This is a genomic window from Paraburkholderia sediminicola, assembly GCF_046030555.1.
Taxonomy (GTDB): domain Bacteria; phylum Pseudomonadota; class Gammaproteobacteria; order Burkholderiales; family Burkholderiaceae; genus Paraburkholderia; species Paraburkholderia sediminicola_E.
This window is the reverse complement of the sequence record NZ_JAQQCH010000015.1, coordinates 147,864-163,318: the sequence shown is the minus strand read 5'-3', so window position 1 is coordinate 163,318 and position 15,455 is coordinate 147,864. Positions and strand designations below refer to the sequence as shown.

Below are 15,455 nucleotides of genomic sequence, written 5' to 3'. Positions count from 1 at the left end.
TCAGTCGCCCTCGCGTCGTGCGGACGGCGTGACAGTGGGACCGCCGGAACCCGCCGGCGCGATCGGCGCACTCGGCCCCACGCCATCTACCGCGGTTGACCCGTCGCTCGCCCCCGGCGTCTTCTTGCCGCCGCTCTTTTCCGACATCGTTTCGAGCACGTAGAAGAACATCGGAATGAAGAACACCGCAATCACCGTCGCGCCGAGCATGCCGCCGATCACACCCGTGCCGATCGAATGCCGGCTGTTGGCCGACGCGCCGAGCGCGATGGCAAGCGGCACGCAACCAAGAATGAACGCGAGCGAAGTCATCACGATCGGCCGCAAGCGCTCGGTTGCCGCCGTGACCGCCGCGTCGTATACCGACTCGCCCGCTTCGCGATTGAGCACCGCGAACTCGAAGATCAGAATGGCGTTCTTGGCAGCGAGCGCGACCAGCATGGTCAAGCCGATCTGGAAGTACACGTCGTTCTCGAGACCGCGCAAAAGAATCGCGAGCAACGCCCCGAACAGCGCGAACGGCACTGCCAGCAGCACGCCGAACGGCAAGCTCCACTTCTCGTATTGCGCGGCCAGAATCAGGAACACCATCACGAGACCAAATACAAATACGAGCCCCGAGGTGCCGCCCGATTGGCGCGCCTCGTAAGCCTCGCCGCTCCAGCCGACGCCGTAGCCGGACGGCATCACCTGATCGGCCACTTCTTCGAGCGCAGTGATGACTTGCCCGGAGCTGTAGCCGGCCGCCGCGTTGGCCGTAATCTTCACGGCCGGGAAATTGTTGAAGCGCGTGACCAGGTCCGGACCCGTGACGTACTTCGTCGTGACCACCGCCTTGAGCGGGACCATGCTGTTTGTTCTGCTGCGCACATAGAGCTGACTCAGATCCTGCGGTGTCAGGCGGTATGACGGCTCGGCCTGCAGAATCACTTGCCATAGCCGGCTCGAACGGTTGAACTGCGAGACATAGAGCGAGCCGAACATCGTCTGCATCGCGCTGTACACCTCTTCAACCGGCACGCCGAGTGTTTCCGACTTGTCCCGGTCGACGTCGGCCAGCAACTGTTGCGACGACGCATTGAACGTGGAAGTCACACGTGACAATTCCGGCCGCTGTTTCGCCTTCGCGACGAAGTCGTCCACGACCCCGGCCAATTGCAAAGTGGTCGCGTCGCCCTTGCTTTGAATCCACATCTCGGTGCCGCCCGTCGTGCCGAGCCCCGGAATCGACGGCGGATTGACCGGCAGGATGATCCCTTCCCTGACCTCCGAAAGATTCTCGTAGGCATCGATCAGCACAGCCTTCGCGTTCTGGGTCCTGATATTGGCGAACTTGTAGCGTTCATCGAAACTCTTGAAACCGATGAAGAACGTGCTCGCGTTGTTCTTGTTCTGGCTGTCGAGCAGGCTGTAGCCATCGACGATGGTCACGCTGCTCACCGCAGCCTGCTTCATGAAGTAATCGGTGACGCGTTTCGACACGTCACCGGTTCGATCGAGACTCGCCGCGTCCGGCATGATGACCGCACCGAGCAGATAGCCCTGATCTTCAGGTGGCAGGAACGAGGTTGGAATGGTGCGCATCATCACCACCGCCAGCGCGATCATGCCGGCGAACAGCAACAGCGCGACCACGAAGCGCTTGATCACCAGCTTGACGACGGACGTGTAGCGGTCCGTCATCTTCGCGAAGTTCCTGTCGAACCACTTGAAGAAGCCCTTCTTCTCATGATGCCCCGGCTTCAACAGCAAGGCGGCCAGCGCCGGCGAGAGCGTCAACGCAACCAGCCCGGAGAAAATGACCGAAATCGCGATGGTGATGGCGAACTGCTTGTACAACTGCCCCGTAATGCCGCCCAGAAAAGCCACCGGCACGAACACCGCGCACAACACGAGCACGATCGCGACCACCGGGCCGGCCACTTCGTCCATCGCGCGCCTGGCGGCGTCTTTCGGACTCAGCTTGTGCACGTTCATATTCCGCTCGACGTTCTCGATCACCACGATCGCGTCGTCCACCACGATGCCGATCGCCAGCACCATGCCGAATAGCGTCAGCATATTGATCGAGAAGCCGAGCGCGAGCATCCCCATGAAGGTGCCCATGATCGAAACCGGTACCGCGATTACGGGAATGATCGTCGCGCGCCAGCTCTGCAGGAACACGAAGACCACGATCACGACCAGCACGAGCGCTTCAAAGAAGGTGTGCACGACATCGGAAATCGACGCACGCGTGAAGTCGGTCGTGTCCAGCGCGATGTCGTATTCGAGGCCTTCAGGAAAGGTCTTTTTCATTTCCTGGAGTGCCGCGTGGACCTGCTTCGAGACATCGAGCGCGTTGGCGCCAGGCTGCTGATACACCGCGATGACGGTGGCCGGCTTGCCCTGAAAACGGCTGCGGATTGAATAATCCTTCTGGCCCAGCGCGGAACGGCCAATGTCCTTGAGGCGCACGATCGCAGCGTCGCCGCTGGCTGCCCGGATGATGATGTTGTCGAACTGGTCGGGTTCGCTGAGGCGCCCAGTGGTGGTGACGGCGAACGACTGCTCGACCGGCGAGCCGGTCGGCGATTGGCCGAGGCGGCCTACGGCGAACTGCTGGTTCTGGTTGGCAACGGCCCGCTGCACATCCCCCGCTGTGATACCGAGCTGTGCCATGCGGTCGGGTTTGAGCCAGATTCGCATCGCGTAATCGGGCGTCCCGAAGATGGCCGACTGATTCGCACCTGGGATGCGCTTGAGCGCATCGAGTACATAGATGTTCGCGTAGTTGGCGATATACGTCGCGTCGTAGCGCTCGCCCGGTGAGTAGATCGCGATCACCATCATGAACGCCGACGACTTCTTCTGCACCTGAATACCCTGCGACTGCACCGACGAAGGCAGTTGCGGCAACGCGAGGTTCACACGGTTCTGCACATCGACCTGCGCCAGTTCCGGATTGGTGCCGATCTGGAAAAACGCGTTGATGGTCAGGTTGCCGGTGGATGAACTCGAGGAGTTCATGTAGATCATGTTGTCCGCGCCGTTCACCTGCTGCTCGATCGGTGCGGCCACGTTGTTGGCCACCACGTCGGCGTTCGCGCCGGGATAGTTGGCGGAAATTGTGATCTGTGGCGGAGTGACATCCGGATACTGCGCAATCGGCAGGTTGAACATCGCCACCGCGCCGCCGAGCGTGATGACAATCGAAATCACCGACGCAAAAATCGGCCGGTCAATGCAGTAGCGGGAGATATTCATGTCGCGTGTCCCCTACTGCGCGGCGGTCGTGTCGGACGGGCGTCCCGTCGAACTGCTCTCCCCGCCCCCTGACACGTTGGCCGCCGCATGCGCGGCCGGCGCCGCGACGATCTTCAGCGGCACGTCGGCGGCCACTCGAATCGCGCCGTCCACCACCACGCGCTCGCCCGGTTGCAGCCCCTGGGTGATGAACCAGTCGTCGCCATGCCACTCACCCACTTCCACGACACGCTCATGCGCCTTGGAGTCTTTGTCCACAACCCACACGAAGTGGCTTTTCGCGCCCTGCAAAACCGCGCGCTGCGGCACGAGGATCGCCTTCGGTCGGGAAGCGCCGGACACGCGTGCTCGCACGAACTGGCCGGGACGTAACTGCCCTTTCTCATTCGCGAAAGACGCCCTTACGAGAAACGTGCCGGTCTCGGTGCTGAAGGCGGGATTGGTAAAACTGATATGGCCGTGGTTAGGAAACTCGGTGCCGTCCGCCATGATCAACGTCACTTCAAAGTCGTCATTGGCCGGAAACCTCAGGCGGCCTGCCGTGATCTCCTCGCGGAACTTCAGCAACTCATTCTCCGAAATGCTGAAGTTGACCCACATCGGATCGAGTTGATAGACATAGGTCAGCAAGCCCGAGGCCGACGCAGTGACAAAGCTGCCGTCCTGTTGCCTGGCGAAGCTGGACAAGCCGGTGAGCGGTGACTTGATGGTCGTGTAGCTGAGGTTCAACTGCGCGGTTTGCACCTGGCCTTGTGCCGCTATCACGGCTGCTTCGGCCTGCTTTTCGTTACCCGTCGCGTCGTCGAGATCCTTCTGACTCAATGCATTCTGTGCGGCGAGCGGAATCACGCGTGCGAGATTCGCCTTCGCGACCGTTAAGCGCGCGTGCTGCTGCGCGAGCTGACCTTTGGCCGTCTGCAACGCGGCGTCGAAGGGTTTCGGGTCCATCAGAAAGAGCGTCTGGCCGGCATGAACCATTTGCCCTTCGGTATAGAGCCTCTTGTCGAGAAAGCCGTCCACACGCGCACGAATCTCGACTTCGCGAGAGCTCTGCGTTTGCGCGGTATATTCGAAATCGACGGGGGTGTCGGTCTGCACCACCGGCATCACGGTGACCTCGGTCTGTCCGGCTACGGGCAGTGTCGGCGCCTTGTGACAGGCAACCAGGCACAGGGTCAGCATGGCAAGCATGAGAAGCCCGCGCACGCTTACCGTTGCGTCACCATGGCCCGGTACTGGCCTTTGCGTGAACATCGCGTGGCTTGCAGGTTTCATCGCTTCACCCGTTGCGGCTACGTAAGCGTGCAGGCGCCGAACAGCACCAGCGTGTCTTGATGGTTGACCAGCGTGACCGTTATCGAGCCCACCGTCTTGTCGAGCGCGATCGTCCACGCATAACCCAGTTCCATGCCTTGCATCAGGATCTGGTCGGGGCCGGCGTCCATGAAGCGAATGGCGGTCGTTCGTTGCGGTCCGATGATGGTTTTCTTCGCGAAGTCGATGCGCAGGAATTGCGGCGCACCCAATTCGGACGGCAACGCGCGCAAGCAGAGCTCACCGGGGTAGCAATCATCGGCGTCGATGGTGGCGCATATCAGCGGCACGCTGCCGTCGAACTGAGCCGCCGCGGCCGTCTGCGCTAACGCCACCGAAAAGAGCCCGCTCATCAGAGCCAGGGTCCCAAGCGCCGCACGTTTGCATGTCCTGTTCATGGATGCCTCTCTCCTGCTGCGCGTGAGTTCTACTGCACCGTGTAGCCTCGGCCCGTCATGCATGCAGCCACCGCACGGTTGTAGGTGTTCAACGCTTGCGAGATTTGCTGCTGGTTAGCCTGCGTTTGCGCGGCTGCATTCTCTTGCGTGCGGCGTGCCCGCATACCACCGGCGGCCGTGCCGGTGATCGCACCGATCGCGGCGCCCTTGCCGGCGTCACCGGCCACCGCGCCTACCGCAGCCCCCAATGCCGCTCCGCCGGCGGCACCTCTCAGGCGTTGCCCTTGCGGCTGCGGAGTGCCGGATTGCGTTGCGCCTTGCTGGGCGAGCACCACCGGATCGACACCGGTCGTCTGCTTCGCCCATAGTTGGCACTCCGCGGTATCGGTTTGCTGCCGGCTGACGCTTTGGCCTTTGGCCGGATAAATGATGGGCTGCTGCGCAGCGGCTGAGCACGCCAGCGTCAGCGCAAGCACACCCGTCAACCCTCGCACGATCGGTTGCATGGTCAGATTCCGTTCGATTTCCCTGAAGGCGAGCCGTTGGCGTGCGCTGATGCGTGCGCCCGATTCCGAACCAGGCGCCATCTTCGCCCCTGATTACTCGAGTCAATTATTGGATTTCGCGTCGTTCAATGGCAATTGGCCTTTGGTCCCATAACGCGCGAATTGGCGGTGCGGGCTTTGCGCGGGCCTCTTCGATCACTTCACGCAGGTGGCTCACCGTCGAGTGCGGCGCGCACCGTCTTGACGAACAGTTCGTCGTTGAAGGGCTTGCGCAGCCAGGCGACCGCACCGCCGGCGAGCGCATGCTCGCGTACGCCGATCTCGTCGTGTGCGGTAATGAAGATCACCGGCATGCTTTTGCCCGATAGACGCCGCTGGACTTCGAGTCCGTTGAGCCCGGGCATCTGCACGTCAAGGATGACGCAATCGGGTTGATAAGAAGGCATCGATGCGAGGACGTCGAGAAACGCGTCGCCGCTGGCGAACGTTTCGGCGGCGATCCCGATGGAGCGCAGCAATCGCTTGATCGCCCGGCTCACCGATTCATCGTCATCGACGACGACAACGAATGGTTTGAGTTTTCCCATGGAAAGTAGTCCGGTGTCCGGGAATGCGCGGATAAGCGCTCTCCCCCCAGACGAAAGCCTACGAGGCAGAAAGGCTCGCGGATATTGGACCTTGGTCTCGTGTGGACCGAGCGCGGATCGGCTGCGATCCGCGGACCTGTTGCGAACCGTGTGTGGATCGATCTGCAGCCGTCCGGTTGCGGACACGCCGGGACAGGCCCTGAACCAGGCCGCGCCACCGCTGAACCGCTGCGATGATTTCAGTGCGAAACGTGGGTTTCGCCCACACTGCCTAGACCGACCTTATCCGCGACGCGCACGAGTTGGGCCAGCGAAGTGACTTCCATCTTCGCCATCACACGTGCGCGATGCGCCTTGATGGTCTTTTCGACCGTGCCGAGCTCACCGGCCACCTGCTTGTTCAACCGACCCGTGACGACGAGCGCCATAACTTCCCGTTCGCGCGGCGTGAGCCGGTCCAGACGGACACGGATCGCGTCCAGTTCGCAGCGCACCGTGCGGGTCTGCGCCGCGCGTTCGAACGCTGCTTCGATCGCGTGGAGCAGATCGGTGTCGTTCACGGGCTTTGCCAGAAAATCGGTGGCCCCCGCTTTCATCGCGCCCACCGTCATCGCGATATCGCCATGACCGGTGATGAAGATGATCGGCAGCTGCGCTTTGAGTTCGCGCTGCAAAGCCAGACCGTCCAGGTCAGGCAACTGCACGTCGAGCACCAGACAGGCGGGCGAATCGACCTCGCGCAGCCGTTCGAGAAATGCGCGGGCATTGCCGAATGCTTCGACACGATAGCCCGCGGAGTGGATCAGACGCGCCAACGCACGGCGCACGGAATCATCGTCGTCGACGACGAAGACAAGCGAATCGGATTCAGTCATGGCCTTTATCGCGACTTATCCTCCGGCGTGGCATCGCCGGACGGCAATGCCACGTAGAATGTCGCGCCTCGATCGTTGTTATTTTCGGCCCATAGTCGCCCGCGGTGCATGTCGATGATGGAACGGCTGATCGACAATCCCAAACCGAGCCCTTGGGGTTTTGACGTAAAAAACGGCTTAAATATCTGGTCCAGCTTATCGGCGGTCAATCCATGACCCCGATCACGAACAGCAATCAACACCATGCTTCTGTCGGCCGGTTTGAGCGTGACGCATACCACGCGGTCGCCAGGTGGGACTTCGTTCATCGCGTCAAACGCATTCAGCAACAAATTCAGCATCACCTGCTGCAATTGAACCCGGTCGCCGCGCACGCGCGGCAATGTCGTGTCGATATCGAGTGTCACGCGCGTGCCGCGCACGATCGCATCGCTGTGCACCAACGCCACCACATCTCGCATCACGCTGGCGAGATCGAGCGGAATCACCTCGAGGTCGCCCTTCTTGACGACTGCGCGAATGCGCCGGATTACCTCGCTGGCCCGGTAATCGTCCTGGACAATATCGTTCAGGATGTCGCGCAATTCGGCCAGATCGATTGGATCGGCTGTCATGAAACGCTGAGCGGCCTGCACGTTGCTGAGTATCGCGGTAAGCGGCTGATTCAGCTCATGCGCGAGCGAGGAAGCGAGTTGCCCCATCGTCGACACCCGTGTCAGATGCGCAAGATCCTGGCGCTGACGGCGTAACTCATACCGGTCCGTTTTGTCGATGATAAAGGCGAGCGTGACGTTTTCACCGTCGAAACGAAATGCACTCAGGTCGATGTCGGCACGAAACTCAGTACCGTCCTTACGGCGTGCGCATAGATCGTCCAGCGGCAAGAACCTGCACGATTGCTGCATGGTTAACGGGTCGGCCCAGCGCGACGCGTGGCTGTCGAAACTCAGCGCATGAACCAGCATTTCCACCGGCTTGCCTAGCAACTCATCACAGTCATAACCGAAGAGCCGCTCCGCTTGCGGATTGACCATTGTCATCACGCCGCGCTCGTCGAGCATCAGAGTCGCTAGCGGCAATAAGGCCAGTACTTCACGAAAATAGCGCTCGCCGCTCAGCTTTTCGTCAACATCCGCGTGTGAATCGTGCGCGAGCACCACTCGCGCGACGTCATCATAAGTTTTCCTGCGCGCGGTTCTCGCGGAGGTCATCATGCGAAGCCGATCCGTAAAGCGCCGCTTCGTGCGCGACGCCGCTACGCTGTTGTCTGGCGTGCCGGAAACCTCGGGGGGATTGGGAAGATGGCTGGGACGCGGAGGTCCCGATTGACGAAGTCGATTAATAGATTCGTGTAAACCCGCTTTATCCGCCAATTCGAGAAGAGCCGAATGCGCCGCAGGTTCACTGGATGTACCGCACTCGCGAAAATTCGCTCCGCCAATTGGCGGATTAACACTGCTGAACGACGCCGATGCGCGATGCCGCAATGCGAGTACCAGCAACCCTAGAATGATCGCTGTTTGCAAAATGACAATGGCAGGCATGACGATGCTCATGACCGAACGGCCTCTCAAGATTCGGCACCGCGAGGTTGGCTGCCAAAAGTCGTGCTGAACATCGATGCGAGACTACGCCCCTCTTGAACAGCAGGCTCATCGTCTCTTTAGACAGTTAACAAACTAAAGAAGACACGCTCTGAATGTAGCTGGAGGACGAACGAGCGCACCGGCAAAAGTTACAGTTGGGAAGCGCTTCCAGCCGGTAAAATTAATCGTAGTACGGACAGCAGAACATGTAAACGACAATTGAAGTATTTATCTTGCACCTATATCGGTCCGCCGACGAATGGGATCGAAGTCAAATTGTCCGCGTGCTGTATTGACTGGCGCCACAGCCGCCAGTCACGTCAATTGCACCCGTGACCATCGGCCGTCCGATAGCAGGTCTGTCCGCTGGGGCTCTTATATACGCCCTTACCGTTTTTGGTCTTCGCTTCTCCGCCTTTGCTCGTCGTTGTTGTCGTGACACCATTCTGATTCTTCTGCGCCTTCCACGCATTGCCAGTGTTCGGGTTATAGCCACCCGCCGCTTGCCCATTATTGCATTCGGTCATACCTCGCGCGTTAGTGGTGCATTCCGCGAATACATTGGAGGACAACACAAAAGTTATCAACACGAACAACACTTTCATGGTCGTCTCCTGAGGCAGCAGGCACAGGCACGGCTGCGCCCGCCACGACTTCCAGATTAGCCTCATCTACTCGCATGCATATTGGACCTTGGTCCTATTGCACGCAGCGGCATTTCAGCCGCCTCATGGAGGCTCTGCAACGGAAACGCTGCCTCGACGCGGGCGCGCGGGCTCGCGGCGTGTCGTCCGGCACATCGGGCAACACGTGAAGTGGACTTGACCACAATGCCGCATGCATCGATCGATTCGAACCACGCAGTCCCGCAATCGCGGCGCTTTCGGTTCGCCTGGGTCGGCCCCGCTCTGTTGTGCTCGATGTCGGCACCCTCGGTTCATGCGCAGGAAATGGAGCCGCGCGCCTATTCGGCCGTGCCGGTAGGAACAAATTTCGCCGTATTCGACTATGCGCGATCGAGCGGCAACGTGTCATTCGATCCGTCTTTGCCTATCACCAATGTGCAGGCACATATCAACATTTTTGCGCTCGGCTATTCGCACAGTTTCGGGGTCGCGGGGCATACCGTGAGTGTCGCGGTATCGATGCCCTATGCAAACGCGAATGTGAATGGCGACGTAAAAGGCATTGAACAGCAGCAATACCGCTCAGGTCTCGGCGACGTGCACTTCCGGATCGCGGCGAACCTGCTAGGCGACCCGGCGCTCTCTCCGGAAGAATTCATGCGACGCGCGCCCGGCACGATTCTGGGCGTCAGTCTCAGCATGGTGGCGCCGACGGGTCAGTACGTGCCCACCCGCCTCATCAATATTGGCGCCAATCGCTGGTCGCTCAAACCCGAGATCGGGCTCTCCCAGCCATTCGGCAACTGGTTCATGGACGCTGCGGCAGGTGTATGGCTTTTCACCGACAACGATGATTTTTTCGGCGGCCATCGGCGCAGCCAGGATCCCATGCCGACTTTCCAATGGCACGGCGGGTACACCTGGCGCCCCGGACTGTGGCTTGCCGCGGACGTCACTTACTTTACGGGTGGACGCACTCGCGTCAACGGCGTCGAGGATCAGGACTATCAACTCAGTGCGCGATACGGTGTCACGCTGTCCGTTCCGCTGGCCGCCCAATGGTCCGCCAAGCTCGCGTGGTCGCGTGGTCTGGTGACACGTGTGGGCGGCAATTTTCAGACGATCTCGGTCGCGCTTCAATACCGCTGGTTCAATCAATGAACCCTGTCAGGCAATGCAGCCTGTGTAGCGGATTCGCACAAAAGGCAACGCCTGGTGCTAGTGCCTAGTGCTTAGTACGTAATGCCGGGTCCTAGTGTCCGAGAATGCCGAGCGCCGCGCGCATCGGTGCGAAGGATATTTTCACTATTCCGTCCAGTGGCGTATTCATTTCCATGATCAGGAAGATCGCGCCTGAAGTCGACAGCGCACACATCACGAGCGCTGTCATCGTCGTGCCGTTGCGAGGCGCAAACAGGCCGAACGTGCCGAAGAGAATGGCCAGCCACGACACCAGGACCACGAGCAACGGTACTGGAATCGAGCCGGTTTGCTGAAGAAGCGCCAGCCACCGCGTAGCCAGTACATCATCGACGATTTGCAGCGCCCGCGCCTGCAATTGACGCTGCGTGTCGGTGCGCGGCGAGAGTGCCTCCACTTGACGCTGCAACTCTTCCCCGCGTGCAACCGCTTCGGGGCTGCTCAGTTTGGCGAGTTGGACAGGATCGCCGGAAGACATCGCGGCGACCGCCACCGCGGTAGTGCGTTTTAGCGCGCTGCGGATTTCTTGCGTCTCCGGACCATACTGGGCCAACGCGCGATCAAGGCGAACGATAGCGGCAGCGCTATGCAAAAGCTCCGTGTTCATGGTGTCGAACGAGCCTTTTGCCGACGAAATCAGCAAGCCCAGCACCAATGCGGCCATAGTTGCGACCAGACCGGTTGCCAGTTTGACGACACTGGTGGATTCATCGCTAAGGTGGTTCTGCGGCAGCACGCGGCGCAGATACGAACCGAGTAGCGCGCTGCCCAAAACGCATGCGAATACGATTGTCGCGTCGACTAGGTGGGTCACCCTGCATCCTCCGTCTTTGGTCACGCACGGGTGCGATTCGACATGTTGCTCGCCGCACCGCAGCGTGCAATTGGACCAAGGTCCAATTGCACGCGCATCGCTGCGCACCTATCGTTGCAGGAGCCTGCGGAGGGCGGCGACACCCCAGGCCTGTCCCGTGTCTGCGATTTCGTCCTCCTGCTCTGGACGCGGTCGCACGGCGCGAGCGCCTTTGTCCGCGAGGAGCAAAACATGTCGACGTTCAGACCGCGCCTGCGAGTGTTGATGCTGGCGCTCACCATGGCGGCGGCACAAACAAATCGCGCCGCCGACCTCGATCCCGGCTGGCCACGCGAGATCGTCCGCGACGATGCAACGCTTACCTACTACCAGCCACAGATCGATGACTGGAAGGATTTCAAGGAGTTGACCGGTCGCATGGCGGTGAGCGTGACGCTGCGCGGCGGCAAGCCACAAGTGGGCGTGGTCGCAATGCAAGCACACACCGATGTGGATATCGACAGCCGCAACGCGCGGTTAAGCAATCCGCAAATCACAGGTACATCGTTTCCCGGTGCGGACCAGGCTACGACTCAGAAGCTCGATCAGGTGGTGCGAAAGTTTCTCAATCCGCAAGCCTCGCTGACTTTGTCGATGGATCGGCTGGTGGCCAGCATCGATAAAAAGCAGGCGCCCCCGGCTGTCGCGATCAAAAGCGACCCGCCCACCATCTTCGTCAGCTTTGGTCCGGGGCTGCTGCTGTTCGTAGATGGCGATCCCGTGCTGGCGCCGATCAAGGACTCTGACATCGCATTCGTCGTCAACGCGAGTTGGCCGCTATTCGTCGACAACGCCACCCACCAGTACTATCTGTTCACCGGCAGTTCGTGGATGACGTCGACGGATACGAAAACAGGCTGGGCAGAAATAAAAACACTCCCCGCGAAGATGACCAAGGTGTCCGCCGACCCCACCTGGTCGGACCTCAAGCCTTTTATCCCCGCGCCGGCAAAGCACGCCGGCAAGGCGCCTGCGGTGTTCTATAGCAGCACGCCCGCCGAGCTGATCAGATTCGACGGCCAACCGGTTTACCGCGCAATTCCAGGAACCGCTCTGGTATTCGCGAAGAACACGGATAGCGACGTATTCGTCGATACGCCGACGAAGACTTATTACTATCTGACGGCGGGTCGCTGGTTTTCGTCACCGGCTCCCAGCGGTCCATGGATTTACGCGACCAACCAGCTGCCGGCCGACTTCGCCAGAATTCCCCGCGATAGCCCCGCCTCGCGCGTGCTCGCTTCGGTACCGGGCACGCCCGAGGCGAACGATGCAGTGCTGCTCGCGCAGATTCCGACGACCGTCGAGGTAAACCCAGTCGCGGCGGCGGCAGAAATCAAGGTGGTCTACACCGGCGAGCCGCAGTTCGCTCCGATCCAGGGCGCGCCGCTCGCTTATGCGACCAATACCCCTGACAAGATCATCAAGGTTCAGAACCACTATTACCTCTGCTCACGCGGCGTATGGTTCGACTCGCCATCGCCCAGCGGACCGTGGACCACCAGCACGGCGGTGCCGCCAGTGATTTATACGATCCCGCCGGCCTCGCCTGTCTATAACGTGACTTACGTGACGCAACAGGTGGTGCCGGGTGGGACTGTTCAGGCGAGCTATACCGCGGGATATCTCGGCATGTTCATCGCGGGCGCCGCGGTCGGCGCAATCGTCGCGCAAGGCAACGGCTACTACTATCCGCCGTATGTACGCGTCGGCTACGGGCCGTATCCGGTTTACTATCCGCGTCCCGCGCCCTATGGTTATCCGGTTTATAACCCCTATACGGGTGCGAGTGGCGTCCGCGGCGGCGTGTATGGCCCGGCGGGCAGCGCACAATGGGGTGCGTCGTACAACCCCTATACGGGCACCTATGCGCGCGGCGCGACGGCCTCGGGACGATACGGCAGCGCGAGCGTTGCACAGGCCTACAACCCCTACACCGGTGCCTACGCGGCAAGCCATCAAGGATCGAACGCGTATGGCCAATGGGGCAGTTCGGTTGTGACGAAGGGCAATCAGTGGGCTGCGACGCAACACACCACCACCGCGAATGGTTCGGTTGGGCGCTATCAGAATTCCGCTGGCGGCAAGGCCGTGGCCGGCAGCACAGTCAACGGCCGCGCGGTAGCAGGCAAAACCGCTAACGGCGATCTGTACGCGGGGCGAGACGGGAATGTTTACAAGAACACCGGCGGCAGTTGGCAGAAATACGACAACGGCTCCTGGTCCACAGTGAACAAACCGACGTCTCAAACCGTTTCGCGGTCGGCTGCGCAAAAACCACTCTCCACGCAAGCGCAGCGAACCACCGGCACGGCGAATGCGGGTGCCGCTCAACAGAATGCTCAGAACACCCAGGTGAAACGCGCCACCGGCACTCAGCCAACTAACGCGGCAACCGCGCCGAAAAATACCCAGAGCTATCAGCAGCCGCGCCCATCTACGACCCAGCCCAATAGCGCGCGGGCGCAGCAGCAGACCACCCAGGCCTACCAGCAATCGCGTCCTCAGGCCACGCCTGCTACGCAACCCCAACGCCCCGCTGGCGGAATCGAGCGGAGCAGCGCGCAGCCCTACTCCGGCGATCTGAATCAGCAGATGCAGAACCGGCAGAGAGGCGCCACACAGAGCCAACGCTACGCTCGACCCACGGCTGCGGGTGGCGCTGCGAGCAACGGCACGGGCGCGCGGGGCGGCGGTGGAGGTTTCCGCCGCTAGGGTTGACGCTCGCTATAAGCCTATGAGCGCCCACGGCCGGCGGCCAATCAGGAGCAGCGATGATATTAAGGCGGCGGCATGATCGCACCGGGCGCTTGCGCATCGGCAGCATGGCGCTGCTCCTTTGCCTTCTCGTGCTCGACGTGTTCGTCGTACCGTTCGCATTGGCGCCGGACAGCCTCTCCGTGCGGATCGCGCGAGACGTATTGCTATCGCTGATCCTGCTAAGCGGGATCGCGGCGGTATCGGACCATCGCACGGAATACATCGTCGTCGCGCTGGCCGCCGGCGTCACCATCCTGATTCGCTGCACGTCCTGGCTTTTCCCGCTTGACACGATACCCGGCCTGCTCGACGTCACGGCGCCGCTGTCGCTGGGCATTCTTGGCGCGGTTGTCGGCATCAACGTGTTTGGGACCGGCCGGGCGACATTCGACCGGATTCTCGGCGCGGTCGCGCTTTACATATTAATCGGTGTCGTGTGGGCGGAAGCCTGCCAGCTCATCAACAGCCACGTACCCAAAGCTTATGCAGGCATTGCGTATGGGAGCGCTCAATACGATCGCGCGACCTGGATCTACTTCAGCTTCGTGACGCTGACGACTGTAGGGTATGGCGACATCACGCCGCTCGCTCATATCGCGAGATCTCTGGCGATTCTCGAGGCGCTAATCGGGCAGCTTTATCCGGCCATCGTGCTCGCGCGTCTCGTTTCCCTGCACGTTGCCGCTGACGATTCCAGAAAATCATCGTCGTAAGTCCTTGCCGTGACATACCCGGCCTCACGGCGCGATATTGGACCAAGGTCCAATTGTCTTTGCAGGTCGCCGACGCCACTATTTATTTCAACCGAAGCGAGCCGCAAACCACATCGGTCACACGATCACCGTCTCTTCAAGCAGCAAAGAATCCGACGCGCGAACCGCGTACAAACCGTGACGTCATTTCCCTGAATGGAGCACGAACATGTTCAAGTACCTTCGGCTTATCCTCGCCGTGCCACTCCTGCTAATCGCGGCCTCCTGTTCGACGCAGCAGACAGCGTCTGCGCCGGGAACGGATCCGGAACTCGAAGCAAAAGCACGCGCGGCGCTGCAAACACTGGTCGACGACGCACCCCGGACACAACAACTCCAGCAAATGGCAAAAGCCGTCCTCGTGTTCCCCGATATTCTGAAGGCGGGTTTCATTGTCGGCGCGCAAGGTGGCAAGGGCGTGATGTTCGGCCCCGATGGAAAGGTGCTTGGCTACTACACCGCACGTGCGGTTTCCTACGGGTTGCAGGCGGGCGGACAAACGTTTTCCGAAGCGATGTTCCTGATGACAGATTCGGCCGTCAGTTACCTCAACAGTAGCGATGGATGGTCTGTCGGCATGGGTCCGAGTGTCGTCGTCGTGGACGCGGGGATGGGCAAATCGATGACCACCACCACGCTGAAATCCGACGTCTACGCGTTCATCTTCGGACAGCAGGGATTGATGGCCGGTCTCGGCGTGCAAGGCCAAAAAATCTCCAAATACAATCCGTGATCTGAAGCTCGACTCCCCT

Annotated in this window: 13 protein-coding genes; 4 read left to right on the top strand and 9 right to left on the bottom strand. The window is 60.7% G+C overall.

The features are described 5' to 3' along the window. The 8 genes from PQQ52_RS21910 to PQQ52_RS21875 all read right to left on the bottom strand — a co-directional run bounded on the left by PQQ52_RS21910 (window position 1) and on the right by PQQ52_RS21875 (window position 9,117). Window positions 1-3,246 carry an efflux RND transporter permease subunit gene (locus PQQ52_RS21910; RefSeq protein ID WP_408215740.1) on the bottom strand — a complete coding sequence of 1,082 codons (3,246 nt, stop codon included), beginning with the start codon at window positions 3,244-3,246 and terminating at the stop codon, window positions 1-3. A gap of 12 nt (window positions 3,247-3,258) precedes the next feature. Next, window positions 3,259-4,437 (bottom strand): efflux RND transporter periplasmic adaptor subunit, encoded by a 1,179-nt coding sequence (locus PQQ52_RS21905; protein WP_408215828.1) that lies wholly within the window; start codon window positions 4,435-4,437, stop codon window positions 3,259-3,261. A 101-nt stretch (window positions 4,438-4,538) separates the two neighbouring features. Further along, a complete protein-coding gene (locus tag PQQ52_RS21900; protein WP_408215737.1) occupies window positions 4,539-4,958 on the bottom strand; it encodes a hypothetical protein in 420 nt (139 codons plus the stop codon). Window positions 4,959-4,987: 29 nt separating this feature from the next. After that, complete coding sequence (locus PQQ52_RS21895; RefSeq protein ID WP_408215735.1) at window positions 4,988-5,464, bottom strand: YMGG-like glycine zipper-containing protein; 477 nt, start codon at window positions 5,462-5,464, stop codon at window positions 4,988-4,990. A 200-nt stretch (window positions 5,465-5,664) separates the two neighbouring features. Further along, window positions 5,665-6,051 (bottom strand): response regulator transcription factor, encoded by a 387-nt coding sequence (locus tag PQQ52_RS21890; protein WP_408215732.1) that lies wholly within the window; start codon window positions 6,049-6,051, stop codon window positions 5,665-5,667. A 239-nt stretch (window positions 6,052-6,290) separates the two neighbouring features. Then, complete coding sequence (locus tag PQQ52_RS21885; protein WP_408215730.1) at window positions 6,291-6,926, bottom strand: response regulator transcription factor; 636 nt, start codon at window positions 6,924-6,926, stop codon at window positions 6,291-6,293. Between the two features lie 5 nt (window positions 6,927-6,931). Continuing rightward, window positions 6,932-8,482 carry a sensor histidine kinase gene (locus PQQ52_RS21880; RefSeq protein WP_408215727.1) on the bottom strand — a complete coding sequence of 517 codons (1,551 nt, stop codon included), beginning with the start codon at window positions 8,480-8,482 and terminating at the stop codon, window positions 6,932-6,934. Between the two features lie 350 nt (window positions 8,483-8,832). Then, window positions 8,833-9,117, bottom strand: a complete 285-nt coding sequence (locus PQQ52_RS21875) for a hypothetical protein (protein WP_408215725.1) — start codon at window positions 9,115-9,117, stop codon at window positions 8,833-8,835. A gap of 225 nt (window positions 9,118-9,342) precedes the next feature. Between PQQ52_RS21875 and PQQ52_RS21870 the strand changes: the two genes are divergently transcribed. Then, complete coding sequence (locus PQQ52_RS21870; protein WP_408215722.1) at window positions 9,343-10,299, top strand: transporter; 957 nt, start codon at window positions 9,343-9,345, stop codon at window positions 10,297-10,299. A gap of 91 nt (window positions 10,300-10,390) precedes the next feature. Here PQQ52_RS21870 and PQQ52_RS21865 read toward each other — a convergent pair whose 3' ends face one another. After that, window positions 10,391-11,152 carry a bestrophin-like domain gene (locus PQQ52_RS21865; RefSeq protein ID WP_408215719.1) on the bottom strand — a complete coding sequence of 254 codons (762 nt, stop codon included), beginning with the start codon at window positions 11,150-11,152 and terminating at the stop codon, window positions 10,391-10,393. Between the two features lie 231 nt (window positions 11,153-11,383). Between PQQ52_RS21865 and PQQ52_RS21860 the strand changes: the two genes are divergently transcribed. The 3 genes from PQQ52_RS21860 to PQQ52_RS21850 all read left to right on the top strand — a co-directional run bounded on the left by PQQ52_RS21860 (window position 11,384) and on the right by PQQ52_RS21850 (window position 15,436). Beyond that, the gene (locus PQQ52_RS21860) at window positions 11,384-13,906 is read left to right on the top strand and encodes a hypothetical protein (RefSeq protein WP_408215717.1); all 2,523 of its coding nucleotides are present in this window, start codon (window positions 11,384-11,386) and stop codon (window positions 13,904-13,906) included. A 110-nt stretch (window positions 13,907-14,016) separates the two neighbouring features. Continuing rightward, window positions 14,017-14,664 (top strand): potassium channel family protein, encoded by a 648-nt coding sequence (locus PQQ52_RS21855; RefSeq protein ID WP_408215715.1) that lies wholly within the window; start codon window positions 14,017-14,019, stop codon window positions 14,662-14,664. A 208-nt stretch (window positions 14,665-14,872) separates the two neighbouring features. Next, a complete protein-coding gene (locus PQQ52_RS21850) occupies window positions 14,873-15,436 on the top strand; it encodes a lipid-binding SYLF domain-containing protein (RefSeq protein ID WP_408215712.1) in 564 nt (187 codons plus the stop codon). The last annotated feature ends 19 nt before the right edge of the window (window positions 15,437-15,455 follow it).